The sequence below is a fragment of the Sphingomonas sp. JUb134 genome (assembly GCF_004341505.2).
GTDB lineage: Bacteria > Pseudomonadota > Alphaproteobacteria > Sphingomonadales > Sphingomonadaceae > Sphingomonas.
Window position 1 is genome coordinate 575,094 of the sequence record NZ_SLYP02000001.1, and the last position, 15,928, is coordinate 591,021.

General features: G+C 69.1%; 17 protein-coding genes. 9 read left to right on the top strand and 8 right to left on the bottom strand.

The genetic code is table 11. The features are described from left to right. Positions 1–3 precede the first annotated feature (3 nt). Positions 4–402, top strand: coding sequence for a DUF1489 family protein (locus tag EDF69_RS02575; protein ID WP_125960174.1), 399 nt, complete (start codon positions 4–6; stop codon positions 400–402). A 3-nt stretch (positions 403–405) separates the two neighbouring features. On the opposite strand, the gene msrA is transcribed toward EDF69_RS02575, so the two are convergent. From msrA to pabB, 4 genes are all read right to left on the bottom strand, one after another. Then, a complete protein-coding gene (msrA, locus tag EDF69_RS02580; protein WP_132882980.1) occupies positions 406–1,050 on the bottom strand; it encodes a peptide-methionine (S)-S-oxide reductase MsrA in 645 nt (214 codons plus the stop codon). Positions 1,051–1,107: 57 nt separating this feature from the next. Then, positions 1,108–1,251 carry a hypothetical protein gene (locus EDF69_RS02585; protein ID WP_164521222.1) on the bottom strand — a complete coding sequence of 48 codons (144 nt, stop codon included), beginning with the start codon at positions 1,249–1,251 and terminating at the stop codon, positions 1,108–1,110. Positions 1,252–1,483: 232 nt separating this feature from the next. Continuing rightward, positions 1,484–2,683: a pyridoxal phosphate-dependent aminotransferase gene (locus tag EDF69_RS02590; RefSeq protein WP_132882981.1), complete on the bottom strand. Its 1,200-nt coding sequence runs from the start codon at positions 2,681–2,683 to the stop codon at positions 1,484–1,486. 33 nt (positions 2,684–2,716) lie between these two features. After that, entirely contained in the window at positions 2,717–4,489 is a 1,773-nt protein-coding gene (gene pabB, locus EDF69_RS02595) for an aminodeoxychorismate synthase component I (protein ID WP_132882982.1), read from the bottom strand. A gap of 64 nt (positions 4,490–4,553) precedes the next feature. Between pabB and EDF69_RS02600 the strand changes: the two genes are divergently transcribed. The 6 genes from EDF69_RS02600 (at position 4,554) to EDF69_RS02625 (ending at position 8,353) form a co-directional block, all read left to right on the top strand. Next, the gene (locus EDF69_RS02600; protein WP_132882983.1) at positions 4,554–5,234 is read left to right on the top strand and encodes an MBL fold metallo-hydrolase; all 681 of its coding nucleotides are present in this window, start codon (positions 4,554–4,556) and stop codon (positions 5,232–5,234) included. 178 nt (positions 5,235–5,412) lie between these two features. Beyond that, complete coding sequence (gene rpmF / locus EDF69_RS02605; RefSeq protein ID WP_132882984.1) at positions 5,413–5,592, top strand: 50S ribosomal protein L32; 180 nt, start codon at positions 5,413–5,415, stop codon at positions 5,590–5,592. A 29-nt stretch (positions 5,593–5,621) separates the two neighbouring features. Beyond that, complete coding sequence (plsX, locus tag EDF69_RS02610; protein WP_132882985.1) at positions 5,622–6,653, top strand: phosphate acyltransferase PlsX; 1,032 nt, start codon at positions 5,622–5,624, stop codon at positions 6,651–6,653. Beyond that, positions 6,650–7,621, top strand: coding sequence for a beta-ketoacyl-ACP synthase III (locus EDF69_RS02615; RefSeq protein WP_204991292.1), 972 nt, complete (start codon positions 6,650–6,652; stop codon positions 7,619–7,621). Before plsX ends, EDF69_RS02615 begins: the two co-directional genes overlap by 4 nt. 100 nt (positions 7,622–7,721) lie before the next feature. Next, positions 7,722–8,021 (top strand): integration host factor subunit alpha, encoded by a 300-nt coding sequence (locus tag EDF69_RS02620; RefSeq protein ID WP_125960166.1) that lies wholly within the window; start codon positions 7,722–7,724, stop codon positions 8,019–8,021. A 2-nt stretch (positions 8,022–8,023) separates the two neighbouring features. Then, complete coding sequence (locus tag EDF69_RS02625; protein ID WP_132882986.1) at positions 8,024–8,353, top strand: MerR family transcriptional regulator; 330 nt, start codon at positions 8,024–8,026, stop codon at positions 8,351–8,353. A 3-nt stretch (positions 8,354–8,356) separates the two neighbouring features. On the opposite strand, the gene EDF69_RS02630 is transcribed toward EDF69_RS02625, so the two are convergent. Genes EDF69_RS02630 through EDF69_RS02640 form a run of 3 tightly spaced genes read right to left on the bottom strand, consistent with a single transcriptional unit; the run spans position 8,357 to position 12,546 of the window. Next, entirely contained in the window at positions 8,357–8,887 is a 531-nt protein-coding gene (locus EDF69_RS02630) for a SixA phosphatase family protein (protein ID WP_132882987.1), read from the bottom strand. Between the two features lie 22 nt (positions 8,888–8,909). Further along, the gene (locus EDF69_RS02635; protein ID WP_132882988.1) at positions 8,910–11,606 is read right to left on the bottom strand and encodes an ATP-dependent DNA helicase; all 2,697 of its coding nucleotides are present in this window, start codon (positions 11,604–11,606) and stop codon (positions 8,910–8,912) included. Between the two features lie 46 nt (positions 11,607–11,652). After that, on the bottom strand, positions 11,653–12,546 hold the full coding sequence (locus tag EDF69_RS02640; RefSeq protein ID WP_132882989.1) for a bestrophin family ion channel: 894 nt from the start codon (positions 12,544–12,546) through the stop codon (positions 11,653–11,655). Positions 12,547–12,673: 127 nt separating this feature from the next. On the opposite strand from EDF69_RS02640, the gene EDF69_RS02645 reads away from it, so the two are divergent. Both EDF69_RS02645 and nhaA read left to right on the top strand, forming a co-directional pair. Beyond that, on the top strand, positions 12,674–14,245 hold the full coding sequence (locus EDF69_RS02645; protein WP_132882990.1) for a lysine--tRNA ligase: 1,572 nt from the start codon (positions 12,674–12,676) through the stop codon (positions 14,243–14,245). A 24-nt stretch (positions 14,246–14,269) separates the two neighbouring features. Then, positions 14,270–15,493 carry a Na+/H+ antiporter NhaA gene (gene nhaA / locus EDF69_RS02650; RefSeq protein WP_132882991.1) on the top strand — a complete coding sequence of 408 codons (1,224 nt, stop codon included), beginning with the start codon at positions 14,270–14,272 and terminating at the stop codon, positions 15,491–15,493. A gap of 137 nt (positions 15,494–15,630) precedes the next feature. Here the strand turns inward: nhaA and EDF69_RS02655 are convergent, their stop codons facing one another. Further along, a complete protein-coding gene (locus tag EDF69_RS02655; RefSeq protein WP_132882992.1) occupies positions 15,631–15,906 on the bottom strand; it encodes an acylphosphatase in 276 nt (91 codons plus the stop codon). Between the last annotated feature and the right edge of the window lie 22 nt (positions 15,907–15,928).

Genomic DNA, 15,928 nt, shown 5'->3' on the forward strand with positions numbered 1-15,928 from the left:
GGCGTGCCACTTCATCTCACCAAGGTCGCGTTCGCGATCGAAAGCGTCGATCACCTCGCCGAACGGCTGCGCCTGCGCGCGGCCGAGGGTGGGGCGCTGACGACGCGCTACCTGCCCAAGCGCGCCGCCGAGATCGAAGGCGGATCGCTGTTCTGGATCCTCAAGCACCAGCTGGTCGCGCGGTCGCCGATCCTGGGTTTCGGCGAGGCGGAGGGAGGACGGGTGGCGATTCATCTCGCGGCCGACCTTGTGCTGGTCCAGGCGCGCCCCAAGCGCGCGCACCAAGGCTGGCGCTATCTGGAGGCAGCCGATGCGCCGCCGGATCTTGGCCAGGGCAGCGCAGGCATTGCCGAGCTGCCGCCGCGGCTCATCGGCGAACTGTCGGCGCTCGCGCTGATCTGAGCCTCAGCGCGCGAGAGTAGGAAAGGCGGCGCGAAAGGCCGCTACCTTGGGTGCATCCCAGCGCACGATGTACGGATAGCGCGGATTGCGGCGGGCGAAATCCTGGTGATAGCCCTCCGCCGGGAAGAACCTACCTGTTTCGATGCGGGTGGCGATCGGTCCGGGAAAGCGCTTCGCGGCGTCCAGCTGCCGGATGTAGCGGATGGCCGTCGCACGCTGCCCGGCGTCTTGGGGAAAGATGGCGGAACGATAGCTGGGGCCGCGGTCGGGGCCCTGGCGATCGCGCTGCGTGGGATCGTGCGCAACCGAGAAGAAGACGCGCAGCAGCGTCCCGTAGCTGACGACGCGCGGATCATAGGTGATGCGAACCGCCTCGGCATGGCCGGTGCGCTCGGTCGAGACCTGCGCGTAGGTGGCGGTCGCCCGCGTGCCGCCGGCATAGCCGTTGATTACGGAAGAAACGCCCTTCACCTGCTCGAACACCGCCTCCAGTCCCCAGAAGCAGCCTCCTGCGAACACGGCGACCGCACGGCTGCCGCTGGAGGGGCTCTCATGTTCGACGGCCGGTATCGGGACTGCGCGTTCGGCGTGGGCGGGACCACCGAGCCCGAGGGCTGCAGGGAGGATCAGGGCAGAGATGCGGCGCATGCCGCGAATATGGGGGCGTCCTTGCCGATCAACAGGGGCAAGGGCGCCACCTGGAGATCAGTTCGTGGCTTCGACCGGCGCGTCCCAGGAGGATGCCTGCGCCGGCTGCGCGACCTGCACGCTCACCAGCGCTACGGCGCCAAGCGCGAAGCCGCTGAGGAAAAGCCGGAAGAAACCGGGGCGGGGCTTGTTCTGCGTCATCAGAGTCGTTCCATTGCCGTGTCGCGAGCAGCTGCGGACTGCAGTTGCTTGCGACTCCGTGTCGTTCGCTGTTCGGGGATAGGCCGCCGGGGCTGAACCGGGGCTGGCCGTGCCGTTCATCGCCAGTTGGCATCGGCGACGCGGCTTCGCAAGCCACGCGCGCGAAACGCTGCGGTGCAAAGAAGTTCCGCCGCGTCGGGACGCGGCGGAAAAAAGCTGGAGCGAGCGCCTCTTAGCGCAGCGCCGCGCAGGCCGCCTGGATGCGCGAGCACGCCTCGCGCAGCACGTCTTCCGAGGTCGCGTAGCTGATCCGCATCGCAGGCGAGAGGCCGAAGGCCGCGCCGTGCACCACCGCGACCTTGGCGTCCGACAGCAGATAGCCGGCGAAATCCTCGTCGGTAGCGATTACCTGGCCATTGGGTGCGGTCTTGCCGATCAGCCCCGACACTTCGGGATAGACGTAGAAGGCGCCTTCGGGGGTAGGGCAGGTCACGCCGTCGATCGCGTTCAGCATGCCCACGACCAGGTCACGGCGCTTCTGGAACGCCGCGGCGCGATCCTTCAAGAAGCCCCGGTCGCCGTTGAGCGCGGCCACCGCCGCCGCCTGTGCGATCGAGCAGGGGTTCGAGGTCGATTGCGACTGCAGCTTCGACATCGCCTTGATGAGCCAGGGTGCGCCGGCGGCGAAGCCGATCCGCCAGCCGGTCATCGCATAGGCCTTGGAACAGCCGTTCACGGTCAGCACGCGCTCGTAGAGCGACGGGCACACCTGCGCGATCGTGGCGAACTGGAAATCGTCGTAGAGGATGTGCTCGTACATGTCGTCGGCGAACACCCAGACATGCGGATGGCGCTCGAGCACCTGGCCGAGCGCGCGTAGTTCCTCGACCGTATAGGCCGCACCCGTCGGGTTGGACGGCGAGTTGAGGATCACCCACTTGGTGCGCTGGGTGATCGCCGCCTCCAGCTGCTCGGGACGCAGCTTGTAGCCCTGGTCGGCACCCGCCTGCACCACCACCGGCGTGCCGCCGGCGAACTGCACCACGTCGGGATAGCTCACCCAATAGGGGGCCGGCACGATCACCTCGTCGCCCGGGTTCACCGTCGCCACCATCGCGTTGAACAGCGTGTGCTTGCCGCCCACGTTCACGCTGATCTGGCTGACGGCATAGTCGAGGCCGTTGTCGCGCTTGAACTTGGCGACGATCGCCTCCTTCAGCTCGGCCGTGCCGTCGACGTTGGTGTATTTCGTCTTGCCCGCGCGGATCGCCTCGATCGCCGCTTCCTTGACGAAGTCGGGCGTGTCGAAGTCGGGCTCGCCTGCGCCCAGCCCGATCACATCGACGCCCTGGCGCTTGAGCTCGAGCACCTTGGAGGTGATGGCGAGCGTGGGCGAGGGGCTGATACGGTCGAGCGCGGCAGAGGTCTTCATCGGAATTCCCGCTGGAGAAAAGGCGCTGGCGCCTTAGCGGGGGGAGGGGGGCTCCGCAACCAACCGCGCACGAATAAGTCCGCGAACGGCATTGCCGACGTAAAAACCTTGCGCGAGGTGGGCGGGCCGCACGACCGCCTCGACCGCCCGGCCCGTGCCAAGCAACTCCGCCCGCAACGCCCCCGGCAGCAGCCCGGCGGAGAGCGGCGGCGTATGAAGCAGGCCGTCGCGCTCGACGAAGATCGAGGTGAAGCTGCCTTCCGTGACCTGTCCGTCGGGGGCGACGAACGCCACGTCGAAGCAGCCGGACCCTTGGCGCGCGGCGTCATAGAAACGGCGGTCGCTCGTCTTGTGGCGCAGGCGAAAATCGGCCGGCGACGCCGGCAGCGGTACCAATGCGATGGAAACCGGCTCGGAGGGCGCCGGCGGCAGCGGTCCTGCCTCGACGGCGATCGCGCCGCTCGGCGACAGCAGCAGCCGTACGCGCGACGGTTGCTCCAGCCGGAAGGTGGCCGCTTGCAGTTCGTTGCGCGCGGCATGGCGATCAAAGGCGAAGCCCAGGCGTCGTGCGCTTGCCTTCAGGCGCTCCAGGTGTCGCTCGAGCAGCGGGATGCCCCGGTGCGGGTCGAACGCCATGGTCTCGATCAGATCGAATCGCCGCTGGCCGTTGACCAGGAACCGCGCCTTGTCGTGGCACTCGCGCCATTCGGATGCAGGCGTCGAATCGGCGACCACACCAGAGCCGAGCCCCAGCGTCGCGGCCTCTGCATCGGGTTTCAGGTGGAGGGTCCGAATGGCGACGTTGAACGCAGCGTCGCCATTCGCGTCGATGCGGCCGATCGCGCCGGTGTAGACACCGCGCGGCGATCGCTCCACCGCCTCGATCACCTCCATCGCCCGGCGCTTCGGTGCGCCGGTCACGGAGCCGCAGGGGAACAGCGCCGCCAGCGCCTGGGCCGGGCTGCTGCCGGGAGCCAGGATGCCGCGCACGCTGGAGACCATCTGGTGCACCGTCGGGTAGCGCTCGACCACAAAGCGTTCGGGAACTTCCACGCTGCCGGCGACCGCCACACGGGCGATGTCGTTGCGCAACAGGTCGAGAATCATCAGATTCTCGGCGCGCTGTTTGGGATCCTCGGCAAGGGCCGCTGCGGCGGCTGCGTCGCGGACCGGATCCGGGTCCCGGCGGGCGGTTCCCTTCATCGGCCGGGCGGAAACGGTGGTGCCCTCGATCCGGAAGAACAGTTCCGGAGAGAAGGAGAGCAGCCAGTCGGCACCCGTCCACACCAGCGCGCCATGCCCTGCCGCTGCGCGCGGCCGGATCGCGGCATAGAGCGCGCGCGGGTCCCCCAGAACGGGAGCGGTCGCGCGGAAGGTCAGGTTGGCCTGATAGATGTCGCCTGCTTCGATCCACCCCCGGACGCGATCGAACGCCTCGGCATAGCCGGCATAGTCGAGTTCGGGCTCGGGCGTGCCGATCCAGGCGCCGGCGGGGTCCGGAAGCAGGGCAGCGAGCGCATCGGCATCCAGCTGCTCGTGCGCGTCGAAGATGCCGAACCAGCCAAGCGGCAGCGCGCCGGCAGGGGCGGCTGCCATGCCCTCGATGACCCGCCCGGCTTCGTAGCTCAGGAAGCCCGCAACTGCCCGACCCTCTTCCTGGGCACCATCCAGCGCCTGCAGCAGCGGCGCCACGTCCGCGGGAGTATCCGCCTGCACGACGGCACGCGGGTTCCGGTACAGCCGGGCAGTCCCGCCGGGGCGGGCATCGTCCAGGAGGACGAAGGGCGTGGCGTCGTGCAAGAGCATCCCCTCGCGGATTGCAGCGGCGCGGCGCTTGCCGCAAGCCCGCATGCGCGCCTATCCCGTCCGGATGACGCCTTCTCCCATCCGTGCGGCGATCGTGCCGGTGACGCCGCTCCAGCAGAACTGCACGCTGCTGTGGTGTACCAGGACGATGCGGGGCGCCTTTGTCGATCCCGGCGGCGACCTCGACCGGCTTCGCCAGGCTGCCGAGCAGAACGGCGTCACGATCGAGAAGATACTGCTGACCCACGGCCACATCGACCATTGTGGCGAGGCAAAGCCACTGGCCGATGCGCTGGGCGTGCCCATCGAGGGGCCCCATGAGGCGGATCGGTTCTGGATCGCGCGCCTGGATGAAGACGGCAAGCGATGGGGCCTGCGCGGGGTGCCGTTCGAACCCGATCGCTGGCTGGTCGAAGGCGACCAGGTGACGGTGGGGGAGGTTGCGTTCGACGTGTACGAGACGCCCGGACACACCCCGGGTCACGTCGTCTTCCACCATCCCGGCACCAAGTTCGCGCTGGTGGGCGATGTGCTGTTCGCGGGCTCGGTCGGCCGGACGGACTTCCCGCTTTCGAATCACGAGGCGCTGATCGACTCGATCGTCACCAAGCTGTGGCCGATGGGCGATGATACGAGCTTCATCCCCGGTCACGGGCAGCCCGGGCGCTTCGAGCAGGAGCGGCAGACCAATCCCTTTGTCGCCGATTCGGTGCTGGCCGGCAGGGGAGTTGCGGACGGCCGCTGAGGCGCGTTCCCGCCACAAGCTTGCAACCACTGCCAAAAACGCTATAGGCGCGGCTCGCTTCGTGACATGGCCCATGCTGCCGGTCCGGCGAGCGGCCGGTCGCCCGGCACTGCTTGCCCGATCGAAACTTGGGTATTTCACGGCCAACGATCCTTAGATTTCCGGTAAAGGTGCCGACATGGCAGTTCCCAAGAGAAAGACCTCGCCCTCCCGCCGGGGCATGCGGCGCGCGCACGACTCGCTCTCGATCGAGTCGTTCCAGGAGTGCCCGAACTGCGGCGAGCTGAAGCGCCCGCACAACCTGTGCACGGGTTGCGGTCACTATAACGGCCGCGAGATCATCTCGGTCGAAGGCTGAGCCTGACCGCAAACGGAGGCGCTGGCGTGGTGGCCGAGGACTCGTGGATCGCCGTCGATGCGATGGGCGGTGACGAGGGCCTTGCGGTGATGCTTGCCGGCGTCGCCCAGGCGCGTCGCCGCAATCCCGGGTTGCGGTTCCTGCTGGTGGGCGACGAGACGGCGATTCGCGCCGGTCTCCAGTCGCACCCCAATCTCACCGCTGCGTCGGAGGTCGTCCACGCGCCGGAACTGGTCGGGTCTTCGGACAAGCCGAGCCAGGCGATCCGTCGCGCCCGCACCACGTCGATGGGAATCGCCATCGATCTGGTGAAGAAGGGCCGGGCAGCCGCCGCCGTTTCGTCCGGGAATACCGGCGCGTTGATGGCGATGGCCAAGCTCGCGCTGCGGACCATGCCGGGCATCGATCGTCCGGCGCTGGCAGCGCTGCTGCCGAGCCTGGGCGAGAACGACCTGGTGATGCTCGACCTCGGCGCCAATGCCGAGTGCGATGCGCGCAACCTCGTCCAGTTCGCGGTGATGGGGGCTGCCTATGCCCGCGCCGTGCTCGACCTGGAGAGCCCGCGCGTCGCGCTGCTCAACATCGGCACCGAGGACATGAAGGGCATCGACAGCGTCCGCGATGCGGCTGCGGCGATCCGTGCCTCCACCCACCTGCCGCTCACCTTCACGGGCTACATCGAGGGCGACCGCCTCTCGCGTGGCGAAGTGGACGTGGTGGTGTGCGACGGCTTCTCGGGCAACATCGCGCTCAAGACTGCCGAGGGTACCGCCCGCTTCGTGGCGGACCTGCTCAAGCGCGCCTTCCGCAGTTCGGTCCGCTCCAAGGTCGGTTTCCTGATCTCCAAGCCCGCGACCGACCTGCTGCGGCATCACCTCGACCCGAACAATCACAATGGCGCGATCTTCCTGGGCTTGAACGGCTTGGTGGTGAAGAGCCATGGCGGTGCGAACGCCACCGGCGTCTCGAACGCGATCGAGGTCGCGGCCAAGCTGGTGCGCAACAACCTAACCCATCGGATCGCTGAGGACCTGGCAGCGATCGAAGCGAAGGCCGCATGATTCGTCGCTCCGTGATCGCCGGCACCGGCTCCGCCCTTCCCAAGCGCCGCGTCTCCAACGCCGAGCTTGCGGAGCGGGTCGAGACGACGGACGAATGGATCGTCGAACGGACCGGCATCCGTTTCCGCCACATCGCCGAGGAAGGCGAGACGACCTCGTCGCTCGCGATCGAGGCGGCAAGCAAGGCGATCGCGGCAGCCGGTCTCGAGCCGAACGCGATCGACCTGATCGTCCTTGCGACCGCCACGCCCGACCAGACCTTCCCCGCGACCGCAACGACGGTCCAAGCAGCGCTCGGCGTCAACGACTGCGTCGCCTTCGATGTGGCGGCGGTGTGCTCCGGCTTTCTCTATGCGGTGCAGGTCGCGGACAGCATGATCCGCGCCGGTGCACATCAGCGCGCGCTGGTTATCGGCGCGGAGACGTTCAGCCGCATCCTGGATTGGGAAGATCGCGCGACCTGCGTGCTGTTCGGCGACGGTGCCGGCGCCGTGGTGCTCGAAGCCCGCGAATCCGAGGATGCGGACGCGCCGGGTATCCTCGCGACCAAGCTTCACGCCGACGGCCGCCACAACGGTCTGCTCTATGTCGACGGAGGCCCCTCCACCACGGGTACGGTCGGCAAGCTGCGGATGAAGGGGCGGGAGGTCTTCCGCCACGCGGTGGTCAACCTGGCGCAGGTAATGGAGGAGTCGCTCGGAACGGCTGGGCTCACCTCCGCAGATGTGGATTGGGTGGTGCCGCACCAGGCGAACGCCCGCATCCTGGAAGCGACCGCGCGCAAGCTCGGCCTCGCACCGGAGAAGGTCGTCGTCACCGTCGACCAGCACGCCAATACCTCGGCGGCTTCCGTCCCGCTGGCGCTCGATACGGCGGTCCGCGATGGCCGCATCCGGCGCGGCGACCTGATCGTCCTCGAGGCGATGGGCGGCGGCTTCACCTGGGGCGCGGCGGTGGTTCGCTTCTGATCGGCTTGGCTGGCCGGACGCACGGCCGGCAGCCGGTGGTTTGACCAAGGGCAACCTTGTGGTACGCGGCTTGGCGCATTCACTGGGTAGGGGGTTTGCCATGACTGCGGGCGGGACGTTGACACGCGCGGACCTCGCAGAGGCACTGCACAAGGAAGTCGGGCTTTCACGCGCCGATTCAGCCAAGCTGGTGGAGGATATCCTCGGCCACATGTGCGAGGCTCTGCATAAGGGCGAGAACGTCAAGATCTCGGGCTTCGGCAGCTTCGTGCTGCGCGACAAGGGCGAGCGCGTGGGCCGCAATCCCAAGACCGGGGTAGAGGTGCCGATCGCGCCGCGCCGGGTGCTGACCTTCCGTGCCAGCCAGATGATGCGCGACCGCATCGTCGCTGCCAGCTGAGGATTTCATCCGTGTCCGAGAAATCGGCGACGGCCTTTCGCACGATCGGCGAGGTCGCGGCCGAGCTGGGCCTGCCGCAGCACCGGCTGCGCTACTGGGAAAGCCGCTTTTCCGAGCTGCGGCCGGTCACCCGCGCCGGGCAGCGCCGCTACTATCGCCCCGAGGACGTCACGCTGGTGCGGCGCATCCACCAGCTGCTGAGCGAAGAGGGCTATACGATCCGCGGGGTGCAGAACCTGCTGGCGGCCGAGCGCGGCAAGCCGATGGCGCAGGATCCGCTGCTTCGCATCCGGACGATGCTGGCAGACGCGCTCGCCGCGAACGCCCGCTGAGCGTCAGCCGACGTCGGGGCCAAGGCTGGGATCGACATCGCGGGGCCGGATGAAGCGCAGGAGCGTCGCGCCGCCGTCGCACGTCTCGCTCCAGTGCGCGCCCACCTCCAACACCGCCACGCTCGCGGTCGGGAATTTCTCTGCCACGTCCTGCCGCAGTGCACCGGTCTCAGCGAGCAGCAGGACCAGTTCCTCAAGACCGGGATTGTGGCCGACCAGCAGCACCTGATCGGCGGCGTCGGGAAGAGCCCGCACCACGTCGAGCAGTGTCGCCTCCGACGCCAGATAGAGCCGGCGGTCCCACTCGGGCGCCAGCGTCTCTCCAAGGCCGGACGCGAAATGGTCAAGCGTCTCCTGCACCCGCACCGCAGGAGAGGCGACGACCAAGTCGAAGGCCAGTCCCAGGCTGCGCAGGTGGCGGCCCATGGTCTCGGCCGCGCGGGCGCCCTTCGCATTGAGCGGGCGATCGAAGTCCCGCGCGACGGGATCGTCCCAGCCGGACTTGGCGTGGCGAAGCAGCGTCAGGGTCTTCATGGCAATTCCGTCGGGCGAGGCGTCAGGCGGTCGCCGCCTCATGCCCCAAGGGACGGGCGAGGGAAAGCCGCGATGCACGTTCGACCGCCTCGTCGAGCGTGGTGCGCAACACCGGTGTCCCTTCCGGGAAGGCGGTGAGCAGGCGCGACGGCATGGCGGCGGAGAGGAGCACGAACATGCCGCGGTCGTCGGCACGGCGGATCAGCCGGCCGAACGCCTGGGCCAGGCGTGCGCGCACGATCCGGTCGTCGTAGGCGCTGCCGCCGCCTGCCAGCCGGCGGGCAGCGTGGAGCACGGTCGGCTTGGGCCAGGGCACGCCCTCCATCGCGACCAGCCGCAGCGAGTCGCCGGGCACGTCGACGCCGTCCCGCAGCGCGTCGGTGCCGATCAGCGAGGCGCGGGAATCGTCGCGAAAAATGTCGACCAGCGTGCCCGTGTCGATCGGGTCGACATGCTGGGCGAGCAGCGGCAGGCCGTCGCGCGCCAGCCGGTCGGCGATGCGCGCATGCACGGCCCGCAGGCGGCGAATGGCGGTGAAGAGCCCAAGCGTACCGCCGCCCGCGGCGGCGATCAGCCGGGCATAGGCGTTGGCGAGCGCCGCCAGGTCGCCGCGCTTCACGTCGGTGACGATCACCACCTCCGCCTGGCCGGCATAGTCGAAGGGGCTTGCCGCTTCGAACCGGGCCGGTGCCCGCTCCAGATGGGGCGCGCCGGCGCGCGCTTCCGCCACCGACCAGTCGCCGCCGGCCTTCAGGGTGGCCGAGGTGACGAGCGCGCCATGGGCCGGCTTCAGCACGGTGTCGGCAAAGGGCCGGCTCGGATCGAGCCAATGGCGATGGAGCCCGACATCGTACTCGCGCCCCTCCACCCGATCGACGGCGAGCCAGTCGACGTAATCGGGATCGTTCGGGCCACCGATTCGCGCGATCAGCGCCAGCCAGGCGCCGACCGTCTCGGCACGCCAGCCGAGCGAGGCGATGGCGCCTTCGATGCGTGCCCGCGCCGGCGCGTCCATCCAGTCGGGCGCCTCTGCAAGCACCGACTCGAGTCGGCGGCCGAGCGCCAGCAGCGGACGCAGCAAAGCCTCCAGCGCGGCGCTCGCCGGACCGGCGGCATCGACAAGCCCGGGGTCTGGTTCGGCCAGTTCCGTCTCAAGCCCATAGCCCGCCTCGCCCGCATCGGGCGCGCGCGCATAGACGAGCCCCCGGACCGCAGCGAGCAGTGTCTCGACCGGCCCGAACGGCGCGCCTTCGTTGATGCGGCCGAGCCAGCCGTCGGAAGGCAGCGCCTGCGCGGCGTTGACCGCGGCTGCGATCGCTTCCGCCCCGCCGTCGTCGTAGCTGGCGACGTCGGACAGGCGCGCGGCGAGCCCCCGCCTGCGGCCCCGCGCCTTCGCCTCCGGCCCCAGCACCCAGCGGCGCAATTCGATCGCCTCCGCGCCGGTCAGCGCTGCCGAGAACATCGCGTCGGCCGCATCGAACAGGTGATGCCCCTCGTCGAAGACGTAGCGCGTGGGCCGAGTCGCCGATTCGCGGCCGCGGGCGGCGTTGACCATCACCAGTGCGTGGTTCGCGATCACCAGGTCGGCGTCCGCGGACGCACGCGCCGCGCGCTCGATGAAGCACTTCCGGTAATGCGGGCAGCCCGCGTAGATGCACTCGCCGCGGCGGTCGGTGAGCGCGGTCGAACCGTTGCGGCGGAACAGCGTCGGCAGCCAGCCGGGCAGATCGCCGCCGACCATGTCGCCGTCGGCGGTATAGGCGGCCCAGCGCGCGACCAGCTGCGCCAGGATCGCCGCGCGCCCCGCGAAACCGCCCTGCAACGCATCCTCCAGGTTCAGCAGGCAGACGTAATTCTCGCGCCCCTTACGGGTGACGATCCGCCGCTTGCGCTCCTCCTCGTCGGGGAACAGTCGCTCCCCTTCGCGTGCGAGCTGGCGCTGGAGCGCCTTGGTATAGGTCGATACCCAGACGGCGCCGCCGGCCCGTTCGGACCAGAGCGACGCGGGCGCCAGATAGCCCAGCGTCTTGCCGATGCCGGTGCCCGCCTCCGCCAGCACCAGATTGGGCGAGTCGCGCACGACGCGCGGGGCAAAGGCATCGGCGGCGGCGGCAGCATAGGTGCGCTGGCCGTGCCGGCGTTCGGCCCCGGCGCCGGTGAGGGCATCGAGCCGCGCGACCACGTCGGCGCCATCGACGGCGATGGTACGCGGGGCGGGGCGGGGTGCGCGCTCCTCCCACTCCGGAAGCTTGGAAAAGAGCCAGCGCTCGGCGCGCTCCGGCTTTGCCAGCCGCTGGGTGACGGCAGGTGCCCAGGTCCAGCGCAGCCGGAACAGCGACTGCGCGGCGTGCCAGGCCCCCTCGCGTTCCGGCCACTCGCCTTCCATGACCGCCAGGAGCGCGGCGGCGGCATCGCGGAGGAAGGGGGCGACGGCCGCATCACTCTCCGGCACCGGCAGGCCGGTCACGGCGGCGAGCCCCTTGGGCGTGGGGACCATGAAGCGCGCCGGGCGCAGGAAGGCGAAGAGCTCCAGAAGGTCGAGGCCCGACAATTCCGCATAGCCGAGCCGCTGCGCCACCAGCGGCGCGTTCAGCACCAGCGTCGGCGTGTCCGCGGCGAGCCGGATCGCCTCGCCCCGGCTGATCCCGCGCACTTCCCCATCGGGCGTGGCGACCCAGATGCCGCCGTGGCTTGCGTGCAGCGCGGGATAGGGGAGCATGGCTTCCTCTATAGCCGGCTTCCCGGTGAACGGAAGCGGAACGGCGTCACCACAGCACGCCCTTTTCCGGCTGCAGCGGCGGCGGTGCCGCATCGCCGATCGCCTGGAGCAGGTCGATCTCGATCGTGCGGCACATGGCCGTCATGGGCACGTCGTGGATGGTGTCGGCAAAGGGATCGACCAGGTCGTCGCCGATGTGCAGCACCGTCAGGAACATGAGGCCAGCCAGGCTGGAGCCGATCGGGGTCGCCCAGCCCAGCGATTCGACCAGGCCGATCGGCAGCAGGATACAGAACAGCCGCGCGAACAGCGTCGGGAGGAAGCGGTACTGGTTGGGCAGTGGCGTGTTCTTGATCCGCTCCATGCCGCCCTGGGCATTGGCGATGTCGACCAGGATGCTTTCGAGCTGGGTCTGCTGGATGGTGTCGATCCAGCCCTCGCGCATCGCCCGTGCGATGCGGCGGCCGGTGCCGTCGAGCAGGCCATTGGCCACGTTGGTGCGGCTGAGCGGATCGGCGGCCTCGGTCGGCGACAGGAAGCGCAGCACCTCCGGCGCAGGATCCTGGCGCCGGAGCTGGCAACGCAGGCCGTGCACATAGGCGATGTGCCGCAGCACGATGCTGCGCTTCAGCTCCCGCGCGGGCCCGATGTCGTCGATCGGCAGGAACGCCATGGAACCGCGCGCAAGGCTGCGCGAAGCGTTGATCATCGCGCCCCACAGCACCCGGCCTTCCCACCAGCGCTGGTAGGCGGAATTGACGCGAAAGCCGAGGAACAGCGCCAGGGCGGTGCCGAACAGGGTGAGCGGCAGTGCCGGCGCGCGGAACGGCGAGATGAAATAGAAGACGGTCACCGCCACGTCCCACAGGAACAGGATGAAAAGCGGCTGCCACACGTCCAGGAGGATGTTGCGGAATCGAGGAGTTGCACTGACGATCACGAGACTTCGGTACCTTGGTGAAAGCGTGAACGGAGGAGACGCCTGGAACGCGGACTTTGTTGCAGTGCGAAAGCGCGCCGCGCAATCCGGCTTGGCCAAGCCGGCGCCGAGGCGTTACAGGGCCGGGATGATCGATCCCGCGCTCCGTACCGCCGCCCTCGTGTCCAAGGCCTGGCCCTATGAGGAGGCGCGCAAGCTCCTCAAGCGCTATCCCGACGGCAAGCCCGGCGGCGCGCCGGTGATCTTCGAAACCGGCTATGGTCCGTCGGGCCTGCCGCACATCGGCACGTTCAACGAAGTGCTGCGCACCACCATGGTGCGCCAGGCCTTTGCCGAGCTGTCGGACACGCCCACCCGCCTGATCGCGTTCAGCGACGACATGGACGGCCTGCGCAAGGTACCGGACAATGTGCCCAACCGCGAGATGCTCGCCGAGCACCTCGGCAAGCCGCTGACGCAGGTGCCCGATCCGTTCGGGACGCACGAGAGCTTCGCGCACCACAACAATGCGCTGCTGCGCGAATTCCTCGACCGCTTCGGCTTCGACTATGAGTTCGCGTCCTCGACCGAATATTACACCTCGGGCCGCTTCGACGAGGCGCTGCGGGGCGTGCTGCGCCATTACCAGGGCATTATGGACGTGATGCTGCCGACGCTGCGCAAGGAGCGGCAGGCGACCTATTCGCCCGTGCTGCCGGTGAGCCCCAAGTCGGGCGTGGTGCTGCAGGTGCCCGTCGAGGTGGTGGATGCCGAGGCCGGGCTGATCGCGTTCGACGACGAGGGCGAGCGGATCGTCCAGTCGGCGCTCGGCGGCCTGTCGAAGCTGCAGTGGAAGGTCGACTGGGCGATGCGCTGGGTCGCCTTGGGCGTCGATTACGAGATGGCGGGCAAGGACCTGATCGACTCGGTCGTGCAGTCGTCCAAGATCGCGCGCGTGCTCGGCGGCCGGCCCCCGGAGGGCTTCAACTACGAGATGTTCCTGGACGAGAAGGGGGAGAAGATCTCCAAGTCCAAGGGCAATGGCCTCAGCCTCGAGCAGTGGCTGACCTATGGCCCGGAAGAGAGCCTCGCCTTCTACGCCTATCGCGAGCCCAAAAAGGCCAAGCAGCTGCACCTGGGCGTGATCCCGCGGGCGATCGACGAATATTGGCAGTTCCGGGGCAACTACCCCAGCCAGCCGGTCGAGCAGCAGCTGGGCAACCCGGTCCACCACATCCACGGCGGCCCGCCGCCCGCAGAGACGCTGCCGGTCACCTTCGGCCTCTTGCTGAACCTGGTCGGCGTGATGGGCGAGGCGACCAAGGAGCAGGTGTGGGGCTATCTGGCGAATTATGTCGCCGATGCCTCGCCCGAGGCGTACCCGGCGCTCGACCGGCTGATCGACCATGCGCTCGCCTATGTCCGCGATGTCGCCGACAAGCCCGAGCGGCGCGCACCGCAGGGTGTCGAGGTGGCGGCGCTGGAGCGGCTGGACGCGGAACTGGAGGCCATGCCGGCGGACGCGAGCGCCGAGACGATCCAGGACGCGGTCTATGAGATCGGCAAAACCGGCGGCTTCGAGTCGCTGCGCGACTGGTTCAAGGCGCTGTACGAGACGCTGCTCGGCACCAGCCAGGGGCCGCGCATGGGCAGCTTCATCGCGCTCTATGGCATCGACAACAGCCGCAAGCTGATCGCGGAGGCGCTCGCCCGCGCCTGAGGCGTGCGGCGGACAGGAGTGACCATGCCAGACAGCCCCCACCACCCCCGTTCCGCGCTTCGCGAGTTCCTGAAAAGCGAGGCGGGCGGCGGTGTGCTGCTGATCGCGGCCGCCGCGCTGGCGATGGTGGTGGCGAACCTGCCGGGGCTGTCGGAGCCCTATTTCCACCTGCTTCATTGGACCACCGGCCCGGTGCTCAGCCCCAAATACGGGCCGATGACGGTGCATCTTTGGATCAACGACGGGCTGATGGCGATCTTCTTCCTGCTCGTCGGGCTGGAGATCAAGCGCGAGTTCGTCGACGGGCGGCTCGCCACCTGGCAGCACCGGCGGCTGCCGGTGGTCGCGGCCGCGGCCGGCATGGTGGTGCCGGCGCTGGTGTACCTGGCGGTGACCGGCGGCCGACCCGAGCTGCAGGGGGGCTGGGCGGTGCCGGCGGCGACGGACATCGCCTTTGCCATCGGCGTCTTGGCGCTGCTCGGATCGCGGGCGCCGGCCTCGCTCAAGCTGTTCCTGACCACGGTCGCCATCGTCGACGACATGGGGGCGGTGGCGATCATCGCGCTCGCCTATACCGACGGTATCGCCAGCCTGGCGCTGGCCGCGGCCGGGCTGGTGCTGGCGGCGATGTACGTGCTCAACCAGTCGAAGGTGCGGTCGCTCACCCCCTATCTCCTCCTCGGGCTGGCGCTCTGGTACTTCGTCTTCCTGTCGGGCGTGCATGCGACCATCGCCGGGGTCGCGACCGCGCTGATGATCCCGGTGAAGCCCACTCCGGCCGCTCCGGACGCCGTCGACTCGCCGCTCCACCGGCTGGAGCATGCGCTGCATCCCTGGGTTGCCTATGCGATCGTTCCCCTGTTCGGCTTCGCCAATGCGGGCGTGTCGCTCGCCGGGACCTCGGCCGGCGTGCTGCTCGATCCGCTGCCGCTTGGCGTTGCGCTCGGCCTCTTGCTGGGCAAGCAGATCGGCATCTTCGGAAGCATCTGGATCGCCAACCGCACCGGCTTTGCCCCCCGGCCGGGCGGGGCGAGCTGGGTGCAGATCTGGGGCCTGTCGCTGCTGGCGGGCATCGGCTTCACCATGAGCCTGTTCATCGGCGGCCTCGCATTTCCGAACGACCCGCTGCTGGTGGACGAGGTCAAGATCGGGGTGCTCGCGGGATCGGTGCTGTCGGCACTAGCGGGCTATGCGGTGCTGCGGCTGGCGCCGCGCAAGCCCCTCCGGGCAAGCCGTCCCAGCATGTGAAAGGTTAGGCGAAAGTTAGTCCAAGACGCGCCGACGCACGACGGGCGCCGGCGGCGGGATACCGAAGCGGAAGGGTGCGCGGTTCATGGCCGCACCGAAGCAGCTTGGCGGCGTGTAGGACAGCCCGCGGCGGGGGATCAGACGGTCGGATGCTTGGCGAAACCGGGATGCACCGCCGCCGGGGTGTCGGTGACGATGACCGCGGTCACGCGCGCGCCGGGCGGGCCGCGATGGGTGCGAGCGACCAGTGCGTCCACCTGCTCGGCGGGGCCTGAGACCACCGCCTCGACGCTGCCGTCCGCGCGATTGCGCACCCAGCCGGTGATGCCGAGCGACTCGGCCTGCTCGATCATCCATGCGCGGTAGGACACGCCCTGGACGCGCCCGGTGATCGAGAGATGGCGGTGAATCATGGCAGACGTCCGTTTCTAGGTC

What these genes read in the sequence shown, in the direction of transcription:
- msrA (WP_132882980.1), bottom strand. Translation starts at nt 1,050, where the DNA reads ATGCGCCGCATCTCTGCCCTGATCCTCCCTGCAGCCCTCGGGCTCGGT.
- EDF69_RS02585 (WP_164521222.1), bottom strand. Translation starts at nt 1,251, where the DNA reads ATGACGCAGAACAAGCCCCGCCCCGGTTTCTTCCGGCTTTTCCTCAGC.
- EDF69_RS02590 (WP_132882981.1), bottom strand. Translation starts at nt 2,683, where the DNA reads ATGAAGACCTCTGCCGCGCTCGACCGTATCAGCCCCTCGCCCACGCTC.
- pabB (WP_132882982.1), bottom strand. Translation starts at nt 4,489, where the DNA reads ATGCTCTTGCACGACGCCACGCCCTTCGTCCTCCTGGACGATGCCCGC.
- EDF69_RS02600 (WP_132882983.1), top strand. Translation starts at nt 4,554, where the DNA reads ATGACGCCTTCTCCCATCCGTGCGGCGATCGTGCCGGTGACGCCGCTC.
- rpmF (WP_132882984.1), top strand. Translation starts at nt 5,413, where the DNA reads ATGGCAGTTCCCAAGAGAAAGACCTCGCCCTCCCGCCGGGGCATGCGG.
- EDF69_RS02615 (WP_204991292.1), top strand. Translation starts at nt 6,650, where the DNA reads ATGATTCGTCGCTCCGTGATCGCCGGCACCGGCTCCGCCCTTCCCAAG.
- EDF69_RS02620 (WP_125960166.1), top strand. Translation starts at nt 7,722, where the DNA reads ATGACTGCGGGCGGGACGTTGACACGCGCGGACCTCGCAGAGGCACTG.
- EDF69_RS02630 (WP_132882987.1), bottom strand. Translation starts at nt 8,887, where the DNA reads ATGAAGACCCTGACGCTGCTTCGCCACGCCAAGTCCGGCTGGGACGAT.
- EDF69_RS02635 (WP_132882988.1), bottom strand. Translation starts at nt 11,606, where the DNA reads ATGCTCCCCTATCCCGCGCTGCACGCAAGCCACGGCGGCATCTGGGTC.
- EDF69_RS02645 (WP_132882990.1), top strand. Translation starts at nt 12,674, where the DNA reads ATGATCGATCCCGCGCTCCGTACCGCCGCCCTCGTGTCCAAGGCCTGG.
- nhaA (WP_132882991.1), top strand. Translation starts at nt 14,270, where the DNA reads ATGCCAGACAGCCCCCACCACCCCCGTTCCGCGCTTCGCGAGTTCCTG.
- EDF69_RS02655 (WP_132882992.1), bottom strand. Translation starts at nt 15,906, where the DNA reads ATGATTCACCGCCATCTCTCGATCACCGGGCGCGTCCAGGGCGTGTCC.